The organism is Kitasatospora sp. NPDC002040, assembly GCF_040296785.1.
Lineage (GTDB): Bacteria > Actinomycetota > Actinomycetes > Streptomycetales > Streptomycetaceae > Kitasatospora.
In genome coordinates this window covers 212,927-237,895 of record NZ_JBEOXV010000002.1, presented here as the reverse complement: position 1 = coordinate 237,895, position 24,969 = coordinate 212,927, and the positions used below count along the sequence as shown (strand labels likewise).

18 protein-coding genes are annotated in these 24,969 nt (G+C 73.6%); 11 read left to right on the top strand and 7 right to left on the bottom strand.

Annotation, left to right across the window (positions count from 1 at the left end):
* The first annotated feature begins 130 nt into the window (after positions 1-130).
* The gene (locus tag ABT118_RS06505; protein ID WP_350645361.1) at positions 131-1,747 is read left to right on the top strand and encodes a hypothetical protein; all 1,617 of its coding nucleotides are present in this window, start codon (positions 131-133) and stop codon (positions 1,745-1,747) included.
* On the opposite strand, the gene ABT118_RS06500 is transcribed toward ABT118_RS06505, so the two are convergent.
* Positions 1,728-2,279, bottom strand: a complete 552-nt coding sequence (locus tag ABT118_RS06500) for an OsmC family protein (RefSeq protein WP_350645360.1) — start codon at positions 2,277-2,279, stop codon at positions 1,728-1,730. The genes ABT118_RS06505 and ABT118_RS06500 overlap by 20 nt on opposite strands.
* A gap of 133 nt (positions 2,280-2,412) precedes the next feature.
* On the opposite strand from ABT118_RS06500, the gene ABT118_RS06495 reads away from it, so the two are divergent.
* The 4 genes from ABT118_RS06495 to ABT118_RS06480 all read left to right on the top strand — a co-directional run bounded on the left by ABT118_RS06495 (position 2,413) and on the right by ABT118_RS06480 (position 7,083).
* Positions 2,413-2,895 (top strand): macro domain-containing protein, encoded by a 483-nt coding sequence (locus ABT118_RS06495; RefSeq protein ID WP_350645358.1) that lies wholly within the window; start codon positions 2,413-2,415, stop codon positions 2,893-2,895.
* A 93-nt stretch (positions 2,896-2,988) separates the two neighbouring features.
* Positions 2,989-3,576 carry a cysteine hydrolase family protein gene (locus ABT118_RS06490; protein WP_350645357.1) on the top strand — a complete coding sequence of 196 codons (588 nt, stop codon included), beginning with the start codon at positions 2,989-2,991 and terminating at the stop codon, positions 3,574-3,576.
* Positions 3,573-4,478, top strand: coding sequence for a GlxA family transcriptional regulator (locus ABT118_RS06485; RefSeq protein WP_350645356.1), 906 nt, complete (start codon positions 3,573-3,575; stop codon positions 4,476-4,478). The genes ABT118_RS06490 and ABT118_RS06485 overlap by 4 nt, the downstream gene beginning before the upstream one ends.
* A gap of 268 nt (positions 4,479-4,746) precedes the next feature.
* Positions 4,747-7,083 carry a HelD family protein gene (locus ABT118_RS06480; protein ID WP_350645355.1) on the top strand — a complete coding sequence of 779 codons (2,337 nt, stop codon included), beginning with the start codon at positions 4,747-4,749 and terminating at the stop codon, positions 7,081-7,083.
* Positions 7,084-7,101: 18 nt separating this feature from the next.
* Here the strand turns inward: ABT118_RS06480 and ABT118_RS06475 are convergent, their stop codons facing one another.
* The 3 genes from ABT118_RS06475 to ABT118_RS06465 form a co-directional block, all read right to left on the bottom strand.
* A complete protein-coding gene (locus tag ABT118_RS06475) occupies positions 7,102-8,547 on the bottom strand; it encodes a pyridoxal phosphate-dependent decarboxylase family protein (protein WP_350645354.1) in 1,446 nt (481 codons plus the stop codon).
* Positions 8,537-9,859 carry an MFS transporter gene (locus ABT118_RS06470; protein WP_350645352.1) on the bottom strand — a complete coding sequence of 441 codons (1,323 nt, stop codon included), beginning with the start codon at positions 9,857-9,859 and terminating at the stop codon, positions 8,537-8,539. The genes ABT118_RS06475 and ABT118_RS06470 overlap by 11 nt, the downstream gene beginning before the upstream one ends.
* A 222-nt stretch (positions 9,860-10,081) precedes the next feature.
* Complete coding sequence (locus tag ABT118_RS06465) at positions 10,082-12,580, bottom strand: DEAD/DEAH box helicase (protein WP_350646286.1); 2,499 nt, start codon at positions 12,578-12,580, stop codon at positions 10,082-10,084.
* Positions 12,581-12,776: 196 nt separating this feature from the next.
* Between ABT118_RS06465 and ABT118_RS06460 the strand changes: the two genes are divergently transcribed.
* Complete coding sequence (locus ABT118_RS06460; protein WP_350645351.1) at positions 12,777-13,085, top strand: hypothetical protein; 309 nt, start codon at positions 12,777-12,779, stop codon at positions 13,083-13,085.
* A 52-nt stretch (positions 13,086-13,137) separates the two neighbouring features.
* Here ABT118_RS06460 and ABT118_RS06455 read toward each other — a convergent pair whose 3' ends face one another.
* Complete coding sequence (locus ABT118_RS06455) at positions 13,138-14,421, bottom strand: ricin-type beta-trefoil lectin domain protein (RefSeq protein WP_350645350.1); 1,284 nt, start codon at positions 14,419-14,421, stop codon at positions 13,138-13,140.
* A 299-nt stretch (positions 14,422-14,720) separates the two neighbouring features.
* Between ABT118_RS06455 and ABT118_RS06450 the strand changes: the two genes are divergently transcribed.
* From ABT118_RS06450 to ABT118_RS06440, 3 genes are all read left to right on the top strand, one after another.
* The gene (locus ABT118_RS06450) at positions 14,721-15,563 is read left to right on the top strand and encodes a nitrilase-related carbon-nitrogen hydrolase (protein ID WP_350645349.1); all 843 of its coding nucleotides are present in this window, start codon (positions 14,721-14,723) and stop codon (positions 15,561-15,563) included.
* A gap of 11 nt (positions 15,564-15,574) precedes the next feature.
* Positions 15,575-16,972, top strand: coding sequence for a dihydropyrimidinase (gene hydA / locus ABT118_RS06445; protein ID WP_350645348.1), 1,398 nt, complete (start codon positions 15,575-15,577; stop codon positions 16,970-16,972).
* A gap of 65 nt (positions 16,973-17,037) precedes the next feature.
* Positions 17,038-18,051 carry a TIGR03842 family LLM class F420-dependent oxidoreductase gene (locus ABT118_RS06440; RefSeq protein ID WP_350645346.1) on the top strand — a complete coding sequence of 338 codons (1,014 nt, stop codon included), beginning with the start codon at positions 17,038-17,040 and terminating at the stop codon, positions 18,049-18,051.
* 7 nt (positions 18,052-18,058) lie between these two features.
* Here the strand turns inward: ABT118_RS06440 and ABT118_RS06435 are convergent, their stop codons facing one another.
* Together ABT118_RS06435 and ABT118_RS06430 are read right to left on the bottom strand one after the other, a co-directional pair.
* Positions 18,059-19,525 carry a condensation domain-containing protein gene (locus ABT118_RS06435; RefSeq protein WP_350645345.1) on the bottom strand — a complete coding sequence of 489 codons (1,467 nt, stop codon included), beginning with the start codon at positions 19,523-19,525 and terminating at the stop codon, positions 18,059-18,061.
* Between the two features lie 117 nt (positions 19,526-19,642).
* Positions 19,643-21,388, bottom strand: a complete 1,746-nt coding sequence (locus tag ABT118_RS06430; protein WP_350645344.1) for a putative Ig domain-containing protein — start codon at positions 21,386-21,388, stop codon at positions 19,643-19,645.
* 211 nt (positions 21,389-21,599) lie between these two features.
* Here ABT118_RS06430 and ABT118_RS06425 point away from each other — a divergent pair, with 211 nt between their 5' ends.
* Both ABT118_RS06425 and lanA read left to right on the top strand, forming a co-directional pair.
* Entirely contained in the window at positions 21,600-24,335 is a 2,736-nt protein-coding gene (locus tag ABT118_RS06425; RefSeq protein ID WP_350645343.1) for a helix-turn-helix transcriptional regulator, read from the top strand.
* Between the two features lie 348 nt (positions 24,336-24,683).
* On the top strand, positions 24,684-24,839 hold the full coding sequence (gene lanA / locus ABT118_RS06420; RefSeq protein ID WP_350645342.1) for an SCO0268 family class II lanthipeptide: 156 nt from the start codon (positions 24,684-24,686) through the stop codon (positions 24,837-24,839).
* Positions 24,840-24,969 lie beyond the last annotated feature (130 nt).

Below are 24,969 nucleotides of genomic sequence, written 5' to 3'. Positions count from 1 at the left end.
GGCCGCGTCCGTGCTGCTGAGCTGGGCCGATTCGGGGGAGGGGTAAAGGAGTTGTGGGGGTTTCGTCGAGCTGCCAGCATCTGCACGCCGTCCACTTCGATGGCACACCGAATCATCCATGGGGGAATCAATGAATCGACTGTCCGTACGGACAGCCATCGGCCGGGGGGCGTTCGCCCTGCTGGCCGGAGCACTGCTGGTGGGCGGCACCGCGACCGGGGCCGGGGCGACGCCGAAACCGCGGCTCGCCCTGACCGCGCTCGCGTTCGCCGAGGCCTCGGTGGACGCCACCGGGGGCAGGGCCAGGGCCACCGTCGAGTGGACCGTCACCGACACCCAGCAGGCCGCCACCAACGTCTCCGGCACCGTGGTGGTCCAGCAGGTCGACCCGGCCGGTCGGCCGGTCGGCCGCGGGTACCCGGTCAGCTTCGCGTTCCAGCGGAAGTGGGACACCCGGGCCACCGTGGTCTCGGGCACGGCGCAGGCGGCCACCTACCGGTACGCCTTCCCGGTGCCGCGCTACGCGGCGGTGGCCAACACCACCTGGGCGGTGGTCGGCCTGACCGCCGCCGACGACAAGGGCACCGAGCTCTCGCTCGGCCGGGCCCGGCTCGGCACCTTCCACAACAGCTTCACCGCGACCGAGCTCATCGACACCACGGGCCCGGCCGTCGACAACGCCTACGTCGTGTCGGAGCAGCCCCAGTACCGCTACCTGGACGGCAAGCCGGTCGCGGTCGCCTACGACGTGGTCGCCTCCGACTACGAGGCGGGCGTGTACGCCGGCGAGCTGACGGTCCGTGGACCGGACGGCACCACCGTCACCGGCGGGTTCACCCTGGAGCGCGACGGCGGCAACCTCTACACCTGCGGTGAGGGCACCGGGAACGGTGACACCGACGAGGTCAGGTGCCGGGTCGAGGTCCAGCTCCCGGCCGGTGCCGCCCCCGGCGACTGGACCATCACGCGGGCCCGCCTGACCGACAACACCGGGAACGTCGCGGTGCACCGCAACCTGGCGCTCGCCCCCGTCCACCTGACCCGGAACGCGCAGCTGAAGGCGGACGGCCTCACGATCGGCCCGAAGCTGTTCAACAACTGGACCTCGCCCACCGAACTCACCGTCTCGCTCAAGCCGGTGGGGGCGCTCAAGGGCGTCGCCTCCGTCACGGTCCTGACCGCGGACGACTGCAGCTCGAACCAGACGGTGGACGCACCGGTGCTCCAGGCGGACGGCACCATCGCGGTGAAGCTGTGGATCTTGCCGATCTACACCCGCAGCTGCACCGTCACCGGCATCGCGCTCCGGGACGGCGCCGGGCGCTCCGCCGCGTACGGGGCCGCCTTCAACGGCCCGGCGCTGAACCTGGTGGCCACTCAGCTGCCCGACAGCACCGACCCGGTGGCCACCTCGGCCGTGCTGAGCGCGACCGAGCTGCGGACCAGCCAGATGCCGCAGTCGCTGGGCCTGACCGTCGGGGCGAGCTCGCCGGTGGGCATCACGGGTACCTCGTTCACCATCTACGACGCCGCAGGCGTCTCGCAGGGGGGCGGAGGCGGCGGCGCGGCTCCGGGCCCGGACGGGAAGTTCCACCTGGGCTTCTACGGCTCGCTGCCGGCCGGCACCTACACCGTCGGCTTCACCATCACCTCCAGCGGTGGCCGGTCCGCGATGTACGGCTACCCGAACGGGGCCGGCCTGCCCGTACCGTCCGGCCCGCTCACCTTCACGGTGATCGAGGGCTGACCTCCCGCACCACCACGGTGTGCTGGGACCGGACCAGCTGCAGCATCGGGCAGCGACGGTCCGCCTCGGCCAGCAGCGCGGCCAGCTCCTCGGAGCCGGCCGCGCTGTCCAGTTCCACCACGGCGGTCAGCTCGTGCGGGACGGCGGGCGCGTCGGTGGCGACCCCGAAGAAGCGGGCGTCGTTGTTGCGGGCCGTCACCCGGACCTGGACCCGGTCCAGCGGCACGCCGTCCACGGCGGCGAGGCAGAGCACGGTGTGGGTCAGACAGGTGCTGACCACCGCGCAGAGCAGCTCGGGCGAGGACGGCCCCAGCCCGAACCCGCCGATGTCAGGCCCGCCGTCACCGAGCAACGACCAGTCACCGACCCGCACCCGGCGCACACCTGTCGCGTCGTCGGCCACGCAGACCGCCTCGATCCGCTCGTCCCAGTCCGCGCTGTCGGGTCGCCGCGCGGCGGCGGCCCGCATCGCGGCGCCCTTGTCCCGCAGGTGCTCGGCCAGGCCGGGGCGGCGGTCGGTGGTGGTAGTCATGGTGCCCAACCTAGACAGCCCGGAGCCCGGCCCGCCGATCGGTCACCGAGCCGCATTGAGACTGCAACGAACGGGCCGTCGGGCACCGGGAAATCCCGTCGAGGGTGACAGCGGCGACGGCTAGCCTGGCCCGATGGGAGAGATGATCAGTTATCTCAAGGGGGACGCCAGCGCCCCGCAGGGCAAGGGCGTGAAGGTGATCGCGCACGTCTGCAACGACCTGGGCGGATGGGGCAAGGGCTTCGTGCTGGCCCTGTCGAAGCGGTGGCCGGAGCCGGAGCGGGCGTTCCGGAAATGGCACCGGGAGCGGGCCGGGAACGACTTCGGGCTCGGGGCGGTGCAACTGGTGCAGGTCGAGCCGTACGTGTGGGTGGCGAACCTGGTGGGCCAGCGCGGGATCAGGACCAGCCGGTCCCAGGGCGTGCCGGTCCGCTACGAGGCGATCGACGCCGCGCTCGGCCGGCTGGCCCCGCAGGCGCTGGCGCTCGGCGCCTCGGTGCACATGCCCCGGATCGGCTGCGGCCTGGCGGGCGGGCGGTGGGACCGGGTCGAGCCGCTGGTCGCCGCGCGGCTGGGCGGGGCGGGCCTGCGGGTCACCGTGTACGACTTCGACTGACGGCGGCGGGCCGGGCCCGGTGACCGGATCGGTCCGGATCGGGGCATGATGGTGTCTGTCCCGGGGGTACCGGCGAGCGGCAGGATCAGAGGCATGAACAGCGCACTCATCGTCATCGACGTCCAGGAGTCGTTCCGGCAGCGGGAGAACTGGGCCGTGGTCTCCAACCCCGACATCGTCGGGCAGGTGAACAAGTTGGTCGAGGCCACCAGGGCGGCCGGCGACCTGGTGGTCTGGGTCCTGCACAGCGAGCCCGGCAGCGGCACCGTCTTCGATCCGGCGCTCGGCCACGTCCGCCCGATCGAGGGCCTGCTGGAGCCGCTGGACGGCGAACCCACGATCTACAAGACCTCCCACAACGCCTTCACCACCACCAACCTGCAGCAGCAGCTCACCGAGCACGGGGTGCGCGAGCTGGTGATCAGCGGCATCCGGACCGAGCAGTGCTGCGAGACCACCACCCGGGTCGGCTCGGACCTGGGCTACCAGGTCACCTTCGTCACCGACGCCACCGCGACCCACCCGATCGAGCACCGGGACGCCCCGGCCGGCCGCACCCTGGCCGAGATCATGGCGGACCCGCTCACCCTGACCACCGATCAGGTCATCACCCGCACCGAGTACGCCCTCGCGGGCCGCTTCGCCCGGGTCGCCACCGTCGAGGAGCTGACCGGATCGTGACCCAGGTCGTCTTCCTGCTCGTCCCGCAGCTGCACCTGCTGGACCTGGCCGGGCCCGCGCAGGTCTTCTCGACCGCCGCGGACTACGGCTACGGCTACCGGGTCCGCTACGTGGCCGAGCAGGAGGACGTCCCGACCGCCCAGGGCCTGGCGCTGCGGGCCGCCACCGAGTGGCCCGAGCTGACGCCCGACGACCTGCTGGTGGTCCCGGGCTGGCGCGCACCCACCCTGCAGGCCAACGGCGCGCTGACCCGCGCCACCCTGGACCGCCTGACGGCCCATCACGCGGCGGGCGGCACCGTCGCCAGCATCTGCGCGGGCGCGGACGCCCTGGGCCGGGCCGGGCTGCTGGACGGCCGCCGCTGCACCACCCACCACGAGGAGCAGGACGAGCTGGCCCGCTGCTACCCCCGCGCCACCGTGGTGCGCGACGTGCTCTACGTGGTCGACGACCGGGTGGTCAGCTCGGCCGGCATCGCCAGCGGCATCGACCTCGCCCTGCACCTGCTCGCCGTCCGGCACGGCCCGGCCGCCGCCGCCAAGGTCGCCCGCAACATGGTGGTGTACGCCCGCCGCAACGGCGACGAGCAGCAGGCCAGCGCGCTGCTCCGGCACCGCACCCACCTCAGCGACGCCGTCCACCGGGTGCAGGACCTGATCGACACCAAGTTCACCGCCACGCTCGGCCTGGCCGACCTGGCCGCCGCCTCGGGCGTGAGCGAACGCACCCTCACCCGGCGGTTCTCGGCCGCGACCGGGCTGACCCCGCTGCGCTACCAGCAGGAGCTGCGGCTGGAGCGGGCCGGACATCTGATCGCCGGCGGCAGTACGGTCGAGGCCGCCGCCCGCGCGGTGGGCTTCCAGGACGCCCGGATGCTGCGCCGCCTGCGCGCCCGGGCCTGACGCCCCGTCCGGCGGGCCCCGGAACCGGCCCCGGAAACACCAGTGGCAAGGAGGGAAAAAGCACTCCTTGCCACTATCAAGATATAACGTACCGGGGGGCTTGCCGCAAGGCCCCGGTGATGGCGCAGAATTGTCGGCCGAAGCCAGAATCTGCGGAAAAGCCGGCGGACCCGACCGCAGGTCCCGGCGCTGCCGAAATACGGCGGCCGTCCCGCCGCCGCCCTCAATTGGCCGACCGATTGAGAGTTCCGAGTCATTGGAGCACGACTTGAACGCCGCGTCATCGTCCTCGTCCGAACTCAACAGCACTGCCGGGGAGGGCACGCAGCCCGCCGACGGCTGGCGGACCAGAGAGCTGCAGGCGGAGAACGAGTACGTCGGCAGGCTGTACGACCGGCTGGAGGCCCAGCGCGGCCTCGCCACCGGGCGCCTGCGCGAGATCCACCGCCAGGACCAGGGCGGCACCGCCCAGTCCCGGCTGGAGCGCGACACCCTGGAGATCCACTACACCCGTCGGCTGGCCGAGCTCCAGGCGGCCGAGTACGGGCTCTGCTTCGGCCGGGTCGAGAACGCCGACGGCGAGCGGCAGTACATCGGCCGGATCGCCCTGTCGGACGAGGAGCACGAGCCGCTGCTGACCGACTGGCGGGCGGCGGCCGCGGAGCCGTTCTACCGGGCCACGCCCGCCCGGCCCGGCGGGGTGACGGCGCGTCGGCACCTGCGGACCAGGGACCGGGAGGTCTTCGACTTCGACGACGACGCCTTCGGCGTGGACGCGATGGAGGGCCGGGACAGCTCCGAGCTCAGCGGGGAGACCGCCCTGCTCGCCTCCCTGACCGCGGCCAGGACCGGACGGATGGGCGACATCGTCTCCACCATCCAGGCCGAGCAGGACCGGATCATCCGCTCCGAGCTCAGCGGCGTCCTGGTGGTCCAGGGCGGCCCCGGCACCGGGAAGACCGTGGTCGCGCTGCACCGCGCCGCCTACCTGCTCTACACCCACCGCGACCGGCTGGCGAAGAGCGGCGTGCTGGTGATCGGGCCGAACGCGACCTTCCTGCGCTACATCGACCAGGTGCTGCCCGGGCTCGGCGAGAGCGACGTGGTGCTCAGCAGCATCGGCACGCTCCACCCGGGCGTGACGGCGACCGAGCCGGACACCCCGGCGGCCGACGCGGTCAAGGGCGACGTCCGGATGACCGGGGTGCTGGCCGCCGCAGTGGAGGGCCTGCGGCAGCTGCCGGAGGAGTCCTGGACCATCGCCGTGGGCAAGAGCTCGCCGCACCGGCTGGAGCTGGAGATCGGCCGGGCGCTGTGCGAGCGGGCCCACGCCGCCGCGCACCGCAGCGGCGAGCCGCACAACGCCGCCCGGCACGACCTGGTCGAACGGCTCACCTCGGAGCTGGCCCTGCGGATCTGCAAGGACCGGGGCGGCGAGCTGAACCTGGACCAGGTGGCGGACCTCGCCGACGCACTGGTGGGCGAGCCCGAAGTCCAGGCGCTGGCGCACCGGCTCTGGCCGCTGCTGACCCCGCAGCAGCTGCTCACCGCGCTGTACGGATCGCCGGAGCTGCTGGCCCGGGCGATGCCGGACCACAGCGCGGCCGAGCGGGCCGCCCTGCTGCGCGACCCGGCCGGCCCGGGGCGCCCGGGCACCCGGTGGACCACCGCGGACGTCCCGCTGCTGGACGAGGCCGCCGACCTGCTCGGCCCGCTGCCCGGCCGGAGCGCCGCCGAGCAGGCCGAAGCCGGGCCCAGCGCGCAGGAGTTGGAGTTCGCGAAGACCGTGCTGGAGGACTTCGGCGCCGGGCTGGCCGAGATCGACGCGGAGCTGCTGACCCGTCAGTACCGGGGCGAGCAGTCGCTCCGCCCGCTGGCCGAGCGCGCGCTGGAGGACCCGAACTGGGCCTTCGGGCACGTGATCGTGGACGAGGCGCAGGAGCTCTCCCCGATGGCCTGGCGGATGCTCGCCCGGCGCTGCCCCGGCCGCTCCATGACGATCGTCGGCGACCTGGCCCAGACCGGCGCGGCCTCCGGCCTGAACTCCTGGGGCGAGGCGCTGGACGCGTACACCGCGGGCCGCTGGCGCACGGTGCAGCTCACCGTCAACTACCGCACCCCGTCCGAGATCATGGACGTCACCCAGGGCGTCCTGAAGGCGCTCGGCCCGGAGCTGGCCGCCCCCACGGCGGTGCGCAGCGGCGGCAGCCGCCCCTGGAGCCTGCGCCTGCCCGCGGACGACCGGGGCGCGATGCTGCGCACCGTGGTCGAGCAGGAGATCGCCGAGCTGGACGGCCGCCGGATGGCGGTCATCCACGCCCCGGAGCGCGCGGCCGAACTGGCGGATGCACTGGCCGGGTTGGCGGGCGTCACGGTGGCCGACGGCCGCTCGGCGCTGGACTCGCCGGTGGTCCTGATGACGGCGGCCCAGTCCAAGGGCCTGGAGTTCGACGCGGTGCTGGTGGTCGAGCCCGGCGAGATCCTGGCCGCACACACCCGGGGCGCCAACGACCTCTACGTCGCCCTCACCCGCGCGACCAGGACGCTCGGCGTGCTGCACAGCCGGGACCTGCCGGAGCTGCTGAGCGGTCTCGACCCCCGCTGAGCCCGGATCCGTACGGGCTCAGATCCGGAAGATCGAGCCCACGAACTCCGCCAGCAGCCGCTCCTGCAGCGGCTCCGGCAGCGCGTCCAGCAGGACCAGCACCGGAGCCATCCGGCTCGGCAGCCCGCCCGGGCCGGGCAGGCCGGCGAAGGCCAGCACGGCGGCGACCTCGTCCGGGCCCAGCGACTCCGGGTCGAGCGCGGCCGCCAGGTCGAGCACGCCTGGATCGACGGCGACCGGCGGCAGGGCGCGGGCCGCCGCCAGCGCCTCGGCCAGGTCGGCCAGCAGGAGGTCGACCCGGCCGACCGTGGCGGGGGTCAGGGTGAGGTGCAGATTGGCGGGCAACCCGCCGTGCGAGAGCTGGGGTTGGAGGTACCAGCCGCGCTCGCGCAGCTCGTCGGCCAGGTGCAGCAGCAGGCTGGTCCCCTCCCGCAGGGTGAACGAGACCAGCCCGGCGGCCGGGTCGCCGAGCACCCGGACGCCCTCGATCCCGCGCAGCCCCGCCAGCAGCCGGTCGGAGGCGTCCGCGACCCCGGCGGCGAGCGCGGTGTACCCGTCCTCGCCGACGTGCCGCAGCACCGCCCAGGCCTGGGCCAGCAGCCCGGCCGACTTGGTGCCCTGCACGGTCGGGTTGATCACCGGGTAGCCGGGCCAGCCGGCGTGCGCGAAGTACTGGTACCGGCGCAGCTCCGCGTCGCGGTAGAGCACCACCGAGGCGCCCTTGTCGGCATAGCCGTACTTGTGCAGGTCCACCGAGAGCGAGGTGACCCCCGGCACGGTCAGGTCGAAGGCCGGCACCGGGCGCCCGGCCCGGCGCAGGTACGGCAGCAGCCAGCCGCCGATGCAGGCGTCCACGTGGCAGAGCACGCCGCGCTCGGCCGCGGCGGCCGCGATCGCGGCCACCGGGTCGACCACCCCGTGCGGGTAGGACGGCGCGGAGGCGACGGTCAGCACGGTGCGGTCGGTGATCGCCGCCGCGACCGCGTCGGCGTCGGCCCGGCAGGTCTCCGGGTCCACCGGGACCACCACGGTCTCCAGCCCGAGGTAGCCGGCCGCCTTGTGGAACGCGGCGTGCGCGGTGGACGGCAGCAGCAGCTGGGGCCGCGTCACCCCGCGCACCGCCCTGGCGTGGTCGCGGGCGGTCTTCACGGCGAGCAGGATGCTCTCGGTGCCGCCGCTGGTGAAGCTGCCCTGCACGCCCGGTGCGCCGAGCAGCGCGGCCGCCGCGCCGACCACGTCGTTCTCCAGCCGGGCGACGCTCGGGAAGACGGTCATGTCCAGGCCGTTGACGGTGGCGTACTCGGTGTACGCGGCGGCCGCCAGCTCGTCCAGACCCGCCAGCGCGGCGTCGTAGACGTAGGCGAAGGTGCGGCCGCCCCGGGTCGGGGCGTCGGCGCCGCGCAGGGCGCGGAGTTCGGCCAGGACCTCGGGGGCCGACCGGGCGGGGGCAAGCTCAGCGGACATCGGCGGTCTCTTCCTCGTCGAGGGAGTAGCGGTGCAGCAGCCAGAGGCTCAGCGCGGTGAGGAGGGCGGGCAGCAGGCCCATGCCGACGGTGATGCCGGTGAGCGCCGAGCCCGGCTGCGCCACCCGGTGGCCGGCGTCGGAGGAGCGGAAGCCGGTGGCCGCCAGGACGGCGGCGAAGGCCCCGGCGCCGAGGGCGAGGCCGAGCGTCTCGGCGGCGGTCCACAGCCCGGTGAAGGTGCCGGCCCTGGTCCGGCCGGTCCGGCGGGTGTCGGCGGCCAACGTGTCGGCGAGCATGGTCAGCGGCAGCAACTGGAGCCCCGCGTAGGCGATTCCGACCAGGGCGACGGCGGCGTACCCCAGCCAGGCCCCGGCGGACGGGGTGAGCGAGAGCGCCAGTGCGGCCGCCAGGAACAGTGAACTGGCGCACCACTGCGCGTACTTGACGCCCCGCCGGGACGCCAGTCGGTTCCACAGCGGCATCACCAGCACCAACGGCCCGATCATGCAGGCGAACAGCGGCGTGACGGCGGTCGCCGACCCCAGGGTGTAGGTGGCGAAGTACTGCACGCCCGCGAGCATCACCCCGACCGCCAGCGCCTGGAGCGTCCACATGCCCGCCAGGTTCAGGAAGGCCGGGTTGTCCCGCGCCGTCGCCAGCTGGGCCCGCAGCGAGGGCTCGGAGTCGTTGCGCGCGACCACCGGGGCGTGCCGGGTGCAGAACCAGGCCCCGAACATCCCGACCGCCAGCAGCCCGGCCACCGCCAGGCCCATCAGCCGGTAGCCCGCCGGGCCGTCCCCGCCGGCGTGCGCGAGCGCCGGGGCCAGCGCGCCCGAGAGCAGGATCGCCACCCCCAGGAAGCCGACCCGCCAGCCGAGCACCCGGGCCCGCTCGCCCTGGTCCCGGGTCATCTCGGCCGGCAGCGCGACGTAGGGGACCTGGAAGACCGCGTAGGCGGTGGCCGCCAGCAGGAACAGCACCGCGACGTACCCGGCCGCCGCGGCACCGCGCAGCGGCGGGGCGGCGAAGATCAGCGCGAACAGCGGTGGCAGCGTGCAGGCGCCGATCAGCAGGAACGGGCGGCGCGGCCCACCGGGCAGACGGCTGCGGTCGGAGAGCGCGCCGACCAGCGGGTTGACCAGCACGTCCCAGGCCTTGGGCAGGAACACGGCGGCCCCCGCCACCGCGGCCGGCACCGCCAGCACGTCGGTCAGGTAGTACAGCAGGATCAGCCCGGGGACGGTGCCGAAGGTGCCGGTGCCCAGCGAGCCGAGGCCGTAGCCGATCCGGACGGTGCGGGGCAGCGCGGGCATGGGTGTCCTCGGAGCGGGCGGAGGCAGGGGTGCCGACGACCGCCCGACGGCCGGTGAACTCGGCGGCGGGGACGCCTGGTTAGGCAGATCATGGTGGACGGCTCGGCGCCCTGACAACCCCTGACGGCCGCTGTTCGTACCCCTGGGAAGCAGCTGGGAGCTTGCTGGGAACGCCGGAGGCCGCCCGGTGCACCCGGGCGGCCTCAAAGGGGCGACGGACCGTCAGCCGTCCAGGCGGTTCACCCCGGTGACGCGCAGCACCGCGCGGCCCTCCTCGTCCGAGCCGTACAGGTCGACCTCGGCGCTGATGCCCCAGTCCTGGTCGCCGGCCGGGTCCTCGAAGATCTGCCGGACCCGCCAGGAGCCCTCCTCCGGGTCCTCCTCGATCAGCAGCATCTTGGGGCCGCGCGCGTTCGGGCCGGTACCGAGGTCGTCGTGCTCCTCCCAGTACGCGTCCATCGCGTCCGCCCAGCGGTCCCGGTCCCAGCCGTACTCGCCGTCCAACTCGCCCAGCGTGCCGTACTGTTCGAGCGCGCAGAGCTCGACCCGGCGGAACATCTCGTTCCGTACCAGGACCCGGAAGGCGCGGGCGTTGGCGGTGACCGGGGCGGGCTTGTCGTCGAGCCGGACCTCGGCGGACTCCGGGGAGGTGGGGTTGGCCAGCTGCTCCCACTCGTCCAGCAGGCTGGAGTCGACCTGGCGGACCAGCTCGCCGAGCCAGGCGATGACGTCCTTGAGGTCGTCGGTCTTCAGGTCGTCCGGGACGGTCTGCTCCAGCGCCTTGAACGCCCCGGCCAGGTAGCGCAGCACGATGCCCTCGGTGCGGGCCAGGTCGTAGTGGCCGACGTAGTCGGAGAAGGTCATCGCCCGCTCGTACAGGTCGCGGACCACGGACTTGGGCGCCAGGTGGTGGTCGCCGATCCACGGGTGGGCCTGGCGGTAGACCTCGTAGGCGTGGTCGAGCAGCTCCTCGAGCGGCTTGGGATAGGTGATGTCCTGGAGCCGCTCCATCCGCTCCTCGTACTCGATGCCGTCCCGCTTCATCTCGCCGATCGCCTCGCCGCGCGCCTTGTTCTGCTGCGAGGCGAGGATCTGGCGCGGGTCGTCCAGGGTGGCCTCGACCACCGAGACGATGTCCATCGCGTAGGAGGGGGACTCCTGGTCGAGCAGCTCGAAGGCGGCCAGCGCGAAGGTGGAGAGCGGCTGGTTCAGCGCGAAGTTCTCCTGCAGGTCCACGGTGAGGCGGACGATCCGGCCCTCGGCGTCCGGCTCCGGCAGCCGCTCGACCACTCCGCCCGCGAGCAGCGAGCGGTAGATGGCGATCGCGCTGCGGATGTGCCGGCGCTGGGCCGAGCGCTCCTCGTGGTTGTCCGTCAGCAGGTGGCGCATCGCCTCGAAGGCGTTGCCCGGGCGGCCGATCACCGAGAGCAGCATGGCGTGGCTGACCTTGAACCGGGAGACCAGCGGCTCCGGGTCGGCGCCGATCAGGCGCTCGAAGGTCTCCTCGGACCAGCTGACGAAGCCCTCGGGGGCCTTCTTCCGGACCACCTTGCGCTTCTTCTTCGGGTCGTCACCGGCCTTGGCGACCATCTTGTCGTTCTCGATCACGTGCTCGGGCGCCTGGGCCACCACCTGGCCGACGGTGTCGAAGCCGGCCCGGCCGGCCCGCCCGGCGATCTGGTGGAACTCCCGGGCCCGGAGCACCCGGACCCGCTGGCCGTCGTACTTGGAGAGCGCGGTGAACAGCACCGTGCGGATCGGCACGTTGACCCCGACGCCGAGCGTGTCGGTGCCGCAGATCACCTTGAGCAGACCGGCCTGGGCCAGCCGTTCGACCAGGCGGCGGTACTTGGGCAGCATGCCGGCGTGGTGCACGCCGATGCCGTGCCGGACGTACCGGGAGAGGTTGCGGCCGAACTTGGTGGTGAACCGGAAGCCGCCGATCAGGTCGGCGATGGCGTCCTTCTCCGCCTTGGTGCACATGTTGATGCTCATCAGCGACTGGGCCCGCTCGACGGCTTCCTTCTGGGTGAAGTGCACGACGTAGACCGGTGCCTGACCGGTCTTCAGCAGCTCTTCCAGGGTGTCGTGGATGTTGGTGCGGCGGTACTCGTAGAACAGCGGCACCGGGCGGGTGGCCGAGCGGACCACGGTGGTCGGGCGGCCGGTGCGGCGGGTCAGGTCCTCCTCGAACCGGCGGACGTCGCCGAGGGTGGCGGACATCAGCAGGAACTGCACGTGCGGGAGTTCGAGGATCGGGATCTGCCAGGCCCAGCCCCGGTCCGGCTCGGCGTAGAAGTGGAACTCGTCCATCACCACCTGGCCGATGTCGGCCTGGGCGCCGTCGCGCAGCGCGATGTTGGCGAGCACCTCGGCGGTGCAGCAGATGATCGGCGCGGTCGGGTTGACGCTGGCGTCGCCCGTCATCATGCCGACCTGCTCGGTGCCGAACATCTTCACCAGGTCGAAGAACTTCTCCGACACCAGGGCCTTGATCGGCGCGGTGTAGAAGGTGCGCTTGCCCTCGGCCAGCGCGGCGAAGTGCGCACCTGCCGCGACCAGGCTCTTCCCCGACCCGGTGGGCGTGGCCAGGATGACGTTGTTGCCCGAGACCAGCTCGATCAGCGCCTCCTCCTGGGCGGGGTAGAGCGTGATGCCGCGGTCCTGCGCCCATTCGGCGAAGGTCTCGTACAGCGCGTCGGGGGTAGCGGGCTTCGGCATCAGGTCGAGGAGGGTCACCGGGCCATCTTGCCTGGTCGGGCTCGCCCCCGGCAAAGCTCGGGCGCGCACGGCCGGGCCGGGGCGCCGTCCACTCGGGCGGGTGACTCCGCTGCGCATCCGGATTATCGCGGTGGGTGACGGAGAGAATCCTGTCGATCGCCCCCGAACCAGTGGGGCGGACGACGGAAGGACATCCATGCGCAAGCGACTCCTGGGCGCCGCCCTGGCCGCAGCCGGCCTCACCGCGCTGCTGGCCGGCCCGGCCCACGCCGCCGAGACCGTCGCGGTGACCGGTCCCCCCGGCGGGGTGACGGCCTACTGTCCGGCGGGCCAGCACCCGGTCGACTGGACCGTCACCAACGGGGACGGCAGCCCGCTCGGCGCGGACCAGCGGGTCCGCTGGACCAGGACCGGGGAGAACGGCGTCAGTGCCTGGATCGCGCCGTACCTGAACTCCCCGCCGCCGCCGGAGTCGATCACCCTGACCGTCAGCTGCGATTGCTGACGGTCCCTCGGACGGTGCGGGCGGGGCCGGTGCCCCCGCCCGCACCGGGGGATCAGCCCAGGGTCCACTTCTGCGCGGCGGAACCGTTGCAGGTCCACAGCTGGAGCCGGGTGCCGTCGGCGGCGGAACCGTTCGGGGAGTCCAGGCACTTGCCCGAGCCGGGGTTCAGGAAGTCCTTGCCGGAGCGGTAGGTCCACTGCTGCGCGCTGGTCCCGTTGCAGGTGTAGAGCTGGATCACCGCGCCGTCGTTGTGCGAGGCGGCGTCCACGTCCAGGCACTTGCCGAAGGCGCGGACGGTGCCGTCGGTGCCCACCGTCCACTGCTGGGCGGCGGCGCCGTTGCAGTTGTGCAGCTGGATCGGCGTGCGGTCGGCGCTGGAGGCGCCGGCCACGTCCACGCACATGCCGCCGGGGCCGGTGATCCGCCCGGTGTACGGCTGGCCGGAGCTGCCGCCCCAGGTGGTGGTGTGCACGTAGTCGACCGTCATGGTCTGCGGGTACGCCGACGAACCGTCAGGGCTGCCGGGCCAGTCGCCGCCGACCGCCAGGTTGAGGATGACGAAGAACGGGTGGTCGAAGACCCAGCGGTTGCCGCCCAGGTCGGCCGGGGTGCGGGTCTGGTAGGCGTTGCCGTCCACGGACCAGGTGATCGCGGTGGGGCTCCAGTCCACCGCGAAGGTGTGGAAGGCGTCGGCGAAGGCCTGCCCGCCGCCGAGGGTGTACGCGGCGCCGATGCCGCCCGCGCCCGAGTAGCCCGGGCCGTGGATGGTCCCGTGCACGGTGCCCGGCTCGCGGCCGATGTTCTCCATCACGTCCAGCTCGCCGCTGGTGGGCCAGCCCGCCGTGCCGAGGTCGTTGCCGAGCATCCAGAAGGCGGGCCAGATGCCCTGGCCGCGCGGGATCTTGATCCGGGACTCGAAGTGCCCGTACGCCTGGGTGAAGGTGCGGGCGGTGTTCAGCCGGGCCGAGGTGTACTGGCAGGTGCCGTACCAGCAGCCGAGCCCCGCGTCGGTGCTGCGCCTGGCGGTGATCACCAGGTTGCCCTGGCCGTCCAGGGCGGCGTTCTGGGCGCCCGCCGTGTAGTACTGGAGCTCGTGGTTTCCGTTGCCCGAACCGCCGGTCTCCATCGTCCACTTGGCGGGGTCGACGGCCGAGCCGGCCGGTCCGTTGAAGTCGTCGTTCCAGGTCGAGGCGGCGACCGGTGCGGTGCCGCCGAGCGGTGCGGCGGCCGGGCCGGGGGTCGGGGTGGCGAGCAGGGCGGCGGCCAGCAGGCCGGCGCTGAGCAGGGACAGGAGTCCGCCGAGGGGTCGGCGACGTGGGCGGGTTGCAGCAGCCATGGGGGAAACCACCCTTGTCTGGGGGAAGAAGGGGGTGCGGACCTTGCTGAGAGCGCTCTCGGCCGAGATCCTACGGATGCCCTTCAAGTCATGGCAATGTCAATGCGCGGACTTCTTCCCCCTTGCAGGAAAAGGGGCCTGACGGTGGGTCATCGCGGCGCTCGGCGTTCGGGTAGTGAAGTCAACTGAGAGCGCTCTCAGCTGGAGAGAGAAGTTCCGGCTCCCGGCGCGTGACGCGGGTCACAGGCGGGCATTACTCCTAGTCTCACGGTCACACCGCTGCTGCGAGGGAGTCCGTCATGAGTCGAGTGGTACGCGCCGCCCTGTTCCAGACCGGGTGGACCGGCGACAAGGAGACGATGACCGCGGCCCACGAGCGCGCGGCGCGCGACGCCGCCGCCCAGGGCGCACAGGTCATCGGATTCCAGGAGGTGTTCAACGCCCCCTACTTCTGCCAGGTGCAGGAGCCCGAGCACTACCGCTGGGCCGAGCCGGTGCCGGACGGGCCGACGGTGCGGCGGATGCAGGCGCTGGCCAAGGAGCTGGGCCTGGTCATGGTGGTGCCGGTGTACGAGGTCGAGCAGTCCGGCTTCTACTACAACACCGCCGCCGTGATCGACGCCGACGGCTCCTACCTCGGCAAGTACCGCAAGCACCACATCCCGCAGGTGAAGGGCTTCTGGGAGAAGTACTACTTCAAGCCCGGCAACCTCGGCTGGCCGGTCTTCGACACCGCGGTCGGCAAGGTCGGCGTCTACATCTGCTACGACCGGCACTTCCCCGAGGGCTGGCGCGCACTCGGCCTGGCCGGGGCCGAGATCGTCTACAACCCCTCGGCCACCAGCCGGGGCCTGTCCGCCTACCTCTGGCAGCTGGAGCAGCCCGCCGCCGCGGTGGCGAACGAGTACTACATCGCCGCGATCAACCGGGTCGGGGTGGAGGAGTACGGCGACAACGACTTCTACGGCACCTCCTACTTCGTCGACCCGCGCGGCCAGTTCGTCGGTGAGGTCGCCTCCGACAAGGACGAGGAGCTGGTGGTGCGCGACCTCGACCTGGACCTGATCGAGCAGGTGCGGCAGCAGTGGGCGTTCTACCGGGACCGCAGGCCGGACGCCTACGGCCCGCTGACCGAGGCCTGAGGAGGAGTCGGATGCCCCGCACCGTGATCCGCGGCGGTCTGGTGATCACCGCCGCCGAGGAGATGCACGCCGACGTGCTGATCGAGGGCGAGCAGGTGGTCGCACTCGCCGCCACCGGCAGCGACGTCGCCGACGGCTGGACGGCGGACCGGGTGATCGACGCCACCGGACAGTACGTCATCCCCGGCGGCGTGGACGCCCACACCCACATGCAGCTGCCGTTCGGCGGCACCGAGGCCAGCGACACCTTCGAGACCGGCACCCGGGCCGCCGCCTTCGGCGGCACCACCACCATCGTGGACTTCGCGGTCCAGTCGGTCGGTTCGAGCCTGCGGGCCGGGCTGGACGCCTGGCACGCCAAGGCCGCGGGCGTCTGCGCGATCGACTACGCCTTCCACATGATCCTCGGCGACGTGAACGAGTCGAGCCTCAAGGAGATGGACCTGCTGGTCGGGGAGGGGGTGACCTCGTTCAAGCTGTTCATGGCCTACCCCGGCGTCTTCTACAGCGACGACGGCCAGATCCTGCGCGCGATGCAGCGCGGCGCCGACAACGGCGGGCTGATCATGATGCACGCCGAGAACGGCATCGCGATCGACGTCCTGGTCGAACAGGCGCTGGCCGCCGGGAAGACCGACCCGCGCTACCACGGCGAGGTGCGGCGGGAGCTGCTGGAGGCCGAGGCCACCCACCGGGCGATCAAGCTCGCCCAGGTGGCGGGCTCCCCGCTGTACGTGGTGCACGTCTCGGCCGCCTCGGCCGTGGCCGAGCTGGCCAGGGCCCGGGACGAGGGCCTGCCGGTGTTCGGCGAGACCTGCCCGCAGTACCTCTACCTGTCGACCGACAACCTGGCCGAGCCGGGCTTCGAGGGCGCCAAGTACGTCTGCTCCACGCCGCTGCGCCCGCGCGAGCACCAGGCCGCGCTCTGGCGCGGCCTGCGCACCAACGACCTCCAGGTGGTCTCCACCGACCACTGCCCGTTCTGCTTCACCGGCCAGAAGGACCTCGGCCGGGGCGACTTCTCGAAGATCCCGAACGGTCTGCCGGGCGTCGAGAACCGGATGGACCTGCTGCACCAGGCGGTGCTGGACGGGCACCTGACCCGCCGTCGGTGGATCGAGATCGCCTGCGCCACCCCGGCCCGGATGTTCGGGCTCTACCCGCGCAAGGGCACCGTCACGCCGGGCGCCGACGCCGACCTGGTGGTCTACGACCCGACCGCCGTGCAGACCGTCTCGGCCGCCACCCACCACATGAACGTGGACTACTCGGCGTACGAGGGACGGCAGTTGACCGGCCGGGCGCGCACCGTGCTGTCCCGGGGCACGGTGGTGGTGGACGGGGACGCCTACCTCGGCCGGGCCGGGCACGGGCGGTACCAGCAGCGCTCGACCTGTCAGTACCTGTGACCAGGGGCCGGGGCCGGCAGGCCCCGGCGCCCGCACCTCCCCGCACCTCCCGCAAGGAGCCATGAATGGACTTCGGCCTCGTCCTGCAGACCGACCCGCCCGCCTCCCGGGTGGTCGGCCTGATGCAACGCGCCGAGCGGAACGGATTCCGCTACGGCTGGACCTTCGACTCGGCGGTCCTGTGGCAGGAACCGTTCGTCATCTACAGCCAGATCCTCGCCAACACGGAGCAGCTGCACGTCGGTCCGATGGTGACCAACCCCGGCACTCGCACCTGGGAGGTGACCGCCTCCACCTTCGCCACCCTGAACGACATGTACGGCAACCGCACCGTCTGCGGCATCGGGCGCGGCGACTCCGCGATGCGGGTGGCCGGCCGGGCCCCCAACACGCTGGCCCGGCTCGGGGACGCCATCGACGTGATCCGGGACCTGGCCGAGGGCCGCGAGGCGCAGGTCGACGGCAACCCGGTCCGGATCCCCTGGATCAAGGACGGCAGGCTGCCGGTCTGGATGGCGGCCTACGGACCGAAGGCGCTCGCCCTGGCCGGGCAGAAGGCCGACGGCTTCATCCTCCAGCTCGCCGACCCCTTCCTGACCGAGTGGATGGTCAAGGCGGTGCGGCAGGCCGCGACCGAGGCCGGCCGCGACCCCGGCGCCGTCACCATCTGCGTGGCCGCGCCCGCCTACGTCACGGCCGACGACTCGTCAGCGGCCCTGGCCCACGCCCGGGACCAGTGCCGCTGGTTCGGCGGCATGGTCGGCAACCACGTCGCCGACCTGGTCTCCCGCTACGGCGAGCACTCCGGCCTGGTCCCCGAGGACCTGACCGAGTACATCAGGGCCCGCAAGGGCTACGACTACAGCCACCACGGCCGGGCCGGGAACCCCTCCACCGACTTCGTCCCGGACGAGATCGTGGACCGCTTCTGCCTGCTGGGCCCGGTGGAGGCCCACCTGGAGAAGCTCGGCCGGCTGCGGGACCTCGGCGTCGACCAGTTCGCGGTCTACGACATGCACGACGCCCAGGAGGAGACCATCGACGCCTACGGCGCCCGGATCATCCCGGCCCTCGGCTGACACCCGTTCAGGCCGTGCCGCTGGCGGCCGGGACCCGGCGGGCGAGGTCGGCCGGGCCGGCCGGCCGGGGCCGGGGGAGCGGAACCGGCTGGTAGGCGGACCGGAGGGTCCGGGTCAGGGTGTGGACCAGGGCGGACTTGGTGCGGGCGGCCTGCGGGGTGTCGACGTAGATGGAGTTGAGGTGCAGGCCGTCGTCGTTGCGGTGGAGCCAGAGCAGCAGGCCGTTGCAGCCGGAGACCCAGACGTGCGTCCTTGGCCGGAGGGCGCCGTGGTGCTCGGCCCCCGGGGTCCGGCGGAAGTCGAGGTAGGAGAAGAAGTTGACGGCGTGGGGCCAGAACCGGAGGTTCGCGTACTCGACCGGGGCCAGCAGCCGCCAGGCCTTGACGAAGTGGACGTCGGCGTGGGCGCGCATGGTGGCCAGCGCCTGCTCCGCGTTGGCGAGCACCTCGGTGAAACTGCTGCCCGGCCCGACCGCGAACTCGATCGGCAGCGTGTTGATGAACCAGCCGACCGCCTCGGCGTACTCACCGCGGCCGCGCTCGTTCACCGGCATCAGGCCCCGGTAGACCTCCGGGCCGCCCTCCGCCCGGATCGCCATGGCGAGCGCGGCCAGCAGGCCCATCGAGAGGCGGCCGCCCGCCGTGCGGCAGTGCGACTCCAGCGCGGCGGTCTCGTCGGCGTCGAGCAGGTGCTCGGTCTCGTTGACGGAGGTGTAGAGGCGGCCGGGCTCGACGCCCAGCTCCAGCGGGAAGCGGGGGAAGAAGCTGCCGCTGCGGGCGATGAACCCGCGCCAGTGGTCGAGCCGTTCGTCGTCGGCGTCGAGCGCCCGGTTCTGCCGGCGCTGGTCCCGGCTGAAGGCCAGGTAGCTGCCGACCTCGGCCGCGGCCCGGGGCCGGCCGAGGGTGCGGGCCGCGTACGCGGAGGAGATGTCGTTCACGGCGATCACGGTGGACAGGCCGTCGGTCACCAGGTGGTCGCAGGAGAAGTAGACGGTGGCCGAGTCCTCGTGCAGCACCACACCCATGACGATCAGTGGCCAGGCGAGGGTGTCGACGCGCTTGAAGGTCGCGTGCAGGTGGCGCCGGACCTCCTCGGCGGAGTCCAGCCGCCCGGCGCAACTGCGTTCGAGCGCCACCTCGTCCGGCCGCAGGATGTCGCAGGAGACGTCCCCGGCGAGCGGGTGGTAGACCGAGCGCAGCACCTCGTGCCGCCGGACGAAGTCCAGGATCGAGGCTTCGAGCGCGTCCAGGTCGACCGGGCCGGGGAGGGTGAACGTTCCGGCAACGTAGGACCGGACCGGGTCGTTCACGCTCTGGGCGTGCTGGGCCACGGTGAAGTGCTTGGCCTGGTTGAAGCCGGTGATGCTGCGCTGCCCGGCGGCCGCCTCCCCGCCGTCCGTCCGAAGGGAGGTCAGAGCCCACTCGTACACGTGCCCCGGGCCGACCTCGATGTCCTCGATCGCCACCTGCAGCATGCGTCACTCCTTGTCGCCGGTACACATTCAGAGGTCCAACGAGACGGGCGGTGACGGGTCACGGGGGCGGTGCGCGGGCCGGGGCTCCCGCCGGGTGGCGGGCGCCCCGGCGCCGGGTCAGAAGTACACGTTCCAGGTCACGTTGACCGAGGCGGAGCGGCCGGCGGCGTCGGTCACGGTCAGGGTGCTGGAGCGGAAGCCCCAGGCGGTGGGAGTACCGGTGACGGTGCCGGTGGCGGCGTTGAGGGCCAGGCCGGCCGGCAGGCCGACCGCCTTGAAGGTGTACGGAGCGGTGCCGCCGGTCGCCTGCAGCGGCAGGTTGACGGGCCGTCCGAGGTACACGGTCTGGTTGCCGGGGTTGGCCAGCACCGGCGTGCCGCCCTGGGCGGAGGTCACCGTCCAGGCGAACGAGGTGGAGCCGGTGCGGCCGGCGCTGTCGGTGGCGGTCACGGTGACCGAGGACCTCCCTGCGGTGGTGGGAGTGCCGGTGACCGTACCGGTCGCGGCGGCGAGGGCGAGGCCGGCCGGGAGGCCGGTGGCAGACCAGGTGTACGGGGCGGTGCCGCCCTCGGCGCTGTTCCGCAGCTCGACCGCCGTTCCGAGCACGGTGCTGCGGTCGGAGACGGCCGCGACGGTGACGGCGCCGGGCTGCGGGGCGGAGACCACCAGGGCGGCGCCGAACCTGGTCAGGGCCTCGTTGACGGGCTGGAAGATGGTGAACTTCTCGCCGCTCCCCGAGGTGCAGGTGGCACTGCCGCCGCCGGAGTGCAGACCCACCGCCTTGCCCCCGGTCGCGGTGACGTACGCACCGCCGGAGTCGCCGCCGGCCGAGCAGGCGCTGGAGTACGACAGCCCGTCGATCACCACGGTGCCGTAGTCGACGCTCTGGTCCACCTTGGTCACCTCGCCGCAGCGCAGCCCGGTGGTCTGGCCGGAGCGGCAGATCGCGGTGCCCACCACGGCGTCGGCCGAGCCGGTGACGGTGACGTCGCCCGAGCCGTACCCGGCCACCCGGGCCACCACGTTCCACCCGGCCTGGTCGACGTCGACGATGCCCATGTCGCCCTCGCGGGCGTTCACGCTGCCGGTGCCGCCCCGGTTGGAGATGCCGACCCGGGTGCCGTCCTTGCCGTACGCGGCCTGGTCGGCGTCGTTGGTGCAGTGACCGGCCGTCAGGAAGGCCTTCGCCCCGCCGTTGCTGCGGGTGACCGGGAAGCCGATCGAGCACGGGCTCTCGCTGCCCGGTATCCACTTCTCGCCGCCGACCACGTCCGCCTGCTGCCGGGGCACCTGGTCGGTGTCGGCGATCCGGACCAGCTGGCCGAACTCGCGGACCCGGACCAGGAACGCCTCGGTGGCCGCCGTCCGGCCGGTGCGGGCGACGGCGATCTCGATCCGGTTGTTCCGGACGTCCGGGCCCCAGGACCTGACCCCCGGCACGCCCGGGCCGACCAGGGCGGAGACGGCCCGGGCGGTGGCGGTCAACTCGGCCGCACCGTACCGGACCTGCTGCGGAACGGCGCCGGCCAGAGCGGTGGCGTCGGCGTCCGCCGACGTGGTGACGGCGGCGTGCAGGCGGCCGGTGGCGGCGTCGAACCAGAGGCCGGACACCCGGTCGCCGAGTCGGCCCCGGACCAGGGTGGCGGTCCGGCCCGCCGCGCTCTCGTCGGCGATCCTGGCCCGGACCTGGGCCGCCGTCAGGCCGAAGTCGCGCTGCATGGCGGTCAGGACCTGCTCCGGGACCGGCGGTGCGGCGGGCGCGGTGGCGGGCGGGGCGGCGGTGGCGGGCGCGGCGACCAGGCCGGCCAGCGTGAGGGCGGCGGCGAGTCCGGCCACCAGGGGCCGGAGGGGGAGAGCTCGCACGGGAGTTCCTCTCGGGAGGGGGCGACCGCGGCCCGGTGGGGCGGGGCGGTCCGGAGTGGGCAACACCCTGGCCCGGCACGGTGGTTGGCGGCATCGGAGGAAACCCTTGCGGTGCCGGCGCGGCGGCCGGGCACGAGGGGAAACCCTTGTTCCGGCCCCGGCCCGGTCCGGGCCGTTGCCGTCGGGACCGAAGGCGCCTACGGTCCGTGCCGTGGGTACCGAACCGAGCCCGTCCCCGGCGCTGCACCGGGCGCTGTCCGTCCTGGCCGGGCCCGGCCGGCTGGTGCTGACCGGGCCCTGGGGAGCCGGGAAGAGCACCCTGGTCGCCGAGCTGCTCGATGCGCTGCCCGGCTGGCGGACCGTGCTGCGGGTCAGCCCGGGTGCCGGTGACCGGGGCCGTCCGCTCGGCGCGGTCGCGCAGCTGCTGTCCGGCTGCCCCGCCGCTGCGGTGGCGGCGCTCCCGCCCGCCCGGCGCGCGGTGGTGGACCGGCTGCTGCACCGCAGCCCGCCGGGGCCGCAGTTGGTCGGGGAGCCGGTCGGGGAGGTGGTCGCGGCCCGGCTCGCGGTGGCCGAACTGCTGGCGGGCGACGACTACTTGTTGGTGGTGGACGGGGCACAGTGGCTCGACCCGGCCGATGCCGACCTGCTCGGCTACGCGCTGCGCACCGTCCCCGCACCCCGGCTGCGGGCGGTGGTCACCGAGCGGGTCGACGGGCGGGCCCGGGCGGCCGGGGCGCTGCTCGGCGGGCACCCGGTCGAGCTCCGGGTGCCGGACCTGGACGTGCAGGAGACCGGCGCCCTGCTGGCCGCGCACGGGCTGCCGACCCGGTGGGCCGCGCCGCTGCAGCAGCAGTGCGGCGGCCACCGGCTGTTGACCGCGCTGTGCTGCACCGAGCTGGCCCAGTCACCGCCGTCGGCGCGGGGGCGGCTGGTGCTGCCGGCCCGGGCGCAGGAGGCGGCCGAGGCCTGGCTGGCCACGCTGCCCGCCGAGGTGCGACGCACCCTGCTGGTGGCCGGCCTGGCCCACCGGCCGACCGCGGCGCTGCTGCTCCGGGCGGGCCGGGCGGAGGCGGAGGAACACCTGCGGCAGGCGCAGCGGGCCGGCGTGCTGGCCGCCGACCTGCCGTGGCCGGCGGTCCGGTTCACCGCCGGGCTGCTGGCCGGGGCGGCGGTGCGGACCACGGGGCGGGACGAGCGGTGCGCCGTGCACCGGACCCTGGCCGGTGCCGTCGACGATCCGGTCCAGGCGGTCCGGCACCGCGCGCTCGGCCACCCGGGCGGTCCGGCGGCGGAGCTGGCCGGGCAGGTCGAGGCGGCGGCGGCCACCGCACGGCAGCACGGTGAGCGCGAGCTGGCGGCGGAACTGCTCGTACTGTCGGCCGAGTTGACCCCGGTGGCGGAGGCGGCCCGGCGGTCGGCCCGGCTCGGTGCGGCGGCCGGGGAGGCGGCGGCCGCGGGCCGGGCCGATCTGGCCTGGCAGGTGGCCGATGCGGTGGGGGCGGCGCGGGCGGGGGCCGAGCACCAGGTGGCGGCGCTGCTGGCGGTGGTCGACGTGCACAGCCAGGCCCTGGCCGGGGTCGATCCGCTGCTGGCCCGCTGCCGCGACCTGGCGGGCACCGACCCCGGGCTGCTGGCGGCGGTCGAGCTGCGGGCCGCGATCACCGCCAACATCGCGCACGGGGCGCCGGAGGAGGCGCTGCGGGCGGCGGGCCGGGCGGCCGAGCTGGCGCACCGGAGCGGCCGGGTCCCGCTGGAGGCGGCCGCGCTGACCATGCGGGCCCGGATGGAGCGGGTGCTCGGGACGGGTGACGCGGCCGGCACGCTGGACCGGGCGCTGGCCCTGGAGGTACCGGCGCAGGAGTTCGGCATCCGCAACAGCGCGCAGTACCTGGCCGCCCGGCACGCGGTCTTCGACGACCGACTGCCGTGGGCGCGAGGGCAGTTGAGCACCCTGCTGACGGTGGCGGAACGGCACGGCGACACCGAGGACCTGGTCGACATCTGGCGCAGCCTGGCCGAGGTGGACACCCGCTCGGGCGCCTGCGCCGGGGCGCTGGAGTGGGCCGACCGGGCGGTCCGGGTCTCGGTCTCGGCCGGGCTCTCGCTCGGGCCCGCCTGGTACTCGGGCGCGCTGGCGGAGTGCTTCGGCGGGTCCTTCGGCGCCGCGCTCCGGTACGCCGCCTGCGGGGCGGGGGCGGCGGAGGAGGAGGGCGACACCCTGCACCTGGCCCGCAACCTCTGGGTGCTGGGGCTGGCCAGGCACCACACCGGGGACGTGGCGGGTGCGGTGGCGGCCTTCGCGGCGCTGGCCGCCGCGGAGGCGGGCCGGGCGGGGGATCCGACCATGTTCCGCTGGCAGCCGGACGCGATCGAGGCGCTGGTCGCCGCCGGTGAACTCGAGGCCGCCGGACGCTGGTTGGAGCGGGTCGACGGCCGGCTCGCGGCCGCACCCGGGGCGGCCGCGGCCTGGGATCGGGCCAGGGGCGTGCTGCTGGCCAGATCCGGCGCGGCCGAGCGGGCGGCGGAGCTGTTGCACCGCTCGGCCGCCGGGTTCGGCGGCTGCGGGCTGCCGGTCGAACGGGCCAGGACCCTGGTGGCGCGGGGCCGGTTCGAGCGGTCCCGGCGGCGGCAGGCGGCGGCCCGGGCGGCCTGGGAGGAGGCGGAGGAGCTGTTCGCGGGGGCCGGGGCGCAGCCGTGGCTGGGCCTGGTGCGGGAGCTGCTGTCCCGGCTGAACGGGACCGCGCCGGGGGCGGACCGGCCGGTCGAACTGACCGCGGCCGAGCTGCGGTTGGCGGTGCTGGTCGGTCAGGGGGCGAGCAACCGGCAGGCGGCCGGGCAGCTGTTCGTCTCGCTCAAGACGGTCGAGGGCACGCTCAGCCGGATCTACCGCAAACTGGGTATCCGGCGCCGCAGCCAGCTGGCCGCCGCGCTGGCCGACGGGCCCTGACCGCACCCGGCAGCGGGCTCCGCAGTGGGCTCCGCATGCCAACGATTCAGCCACGGCCGAACCGGCGGTCCGGTCGGTTCTCCGCTGCCCTCCGGTCCGGCCGGGCGCCCGGCCCCGCCGTCCCCGACCAGGGGGACCGGCGCGGCCGTCCGGCCTGAACTGGCGCTAAACCAGCGGCTCCAGAGGGATCGGACCAGTTCCGGGGTGATCGATCGTGCGCACATCAGGTTGGCCTGTTTGCGACTCACGGCCGGATGACACGGCAGTGAATGGTGGGACTCCGGGGCCGAACGAACGTTCAGTGCGGACGGCCCTGATCAGAGTCCATCGAACCCCTTTGGAGGGACCATGCGCACCGAGATCCTGCTCCAGACGGACACGGCCGACCTCGACCTCGACCTCCGTATCTCCGAGGTCTCCGAGCAGACCCAGGAGTTCGGCCAGGGCACCTACACCTCGCCGAGCAGCTACGCCATCGGCACCCGGTGCCCGGTCTGTTGCTGACGAGGACCTGAACCACCGACGCGGGGCGGGCTGCAGCCCGCCCCGCGTTTTTTCGGCACCGGAGACAGGCACCGAAGACAGGCACTGGAGACATGGGGGCGGACGACGTTGCGACCTGACCTGGACATCT

What these genes read in the sequence shown, in the direction of transcription:
- ABT118_RS06490 (WP_350645357.1), top strand. Translation starts at nt 2,989, where the DNA reads ATGAACAGCGCACTCATCGTCATCGACGTCCAGGAGTCGTTCCGGCAG.
- ABT118_RS06440 (WP_350645346.1), top strand. Translation starts at nt 17,038, where the DNA reads ATGGACTTCGGCCTCGTCCTGCAGACCGACCCGCCCGCCTCCCGGGTG.
- ABT118_RS06450 (WP_350645349.1), top strand. Translation starts at nt 14,721, where the DNA reads ATGAGTCGAGTGGTACGCGCCGCCCTGTTCCAGACCGGGTGGACCGGC.
- lanA (WP_350645342.1), top strand. Translation starts at nt 24,684, where the DNA reads ATGCGCACCGAGATCCTGCTCCAGACGGACACGGCCGACCTCGACCTC.
- ABT118_RS06455 (WP_350645350.1), bottom strand. Translation starts at nt 14,421, where the DNA reads ATGGCTGCTGCAACCCGCCCACGTCGCCGACCCCTCGGCGGACTCCTG.
- hydA (WP_350645348.1), top strand. Translation starts at nt 15,575, where the DNA reads ATGCCCCGCACCGTGATCCGCGGCGGTCTGGTGATCACCGCCGCCGAG.
- ABT118_RS06475 (WP_350645354.1), bottom strand. Translation starts at nt 8,547, where the DNA reads ATGTCCGCTGAGCTTGCCCCCGCCCGGTCGGCCCCCGAGGTCCTGGCC.
- ABT118_RS06465 (WP_350646286.1), bottom strand. Translation starts at nt 12,580, where the DNA reads ATGCCGAAGCCCGCTACCCCCGACGCGCTGTACGAGACCTTCGCCGAA.
- ABT118_RS06460 (WP_350645351.1), top strand. Translation starts at nt 12,777, where the DNA reads ATGCGCAAGCGACTCCTGGGCGCCGCCCTGGCCGCAGCCGGCCTCACC.
- ABT118_RS06470 (WP_350645352.1), bottom strand. Translation starts at nt 9,859, where the DNA reads ATGCCCGCGCTGCCCCGCACCGTCCGGATCGGCTACGGCCTCGGCTCG.
- ABT118_RS06500 (WP_350645360.1), bottom strand. Translation starts at nt 2,279, where the DNA reads ATGACTACCACCACCGACCGCCGCCCCGGCCTGGCCGAGCACCTGCGG.
- ABT118_RS06505 (WP_350645361.1), top strand. Translation starts at nt 131, where the DNA reads ATGAATCGACTGTCCGTACGGACAGCCATCGGCCGGGGGGCGTTCGCC.
- ABT118_RS06495 (WP_350645358.1), top strand. Translation starts at nt 2,413, where the DNA reads ATGGGAGAGATGATCAGTTATCTCAAGGGGGACGCCAGCGCCCCGCAG.
- ABT118_RS06435 (WP_350645345.1), bottom strand. Translation starts at nt 19,525, where the DNA reads ATGCTGCAGGTGGCGATCGAGGACATCGAGGTCGGCCCGGGGCACGTG.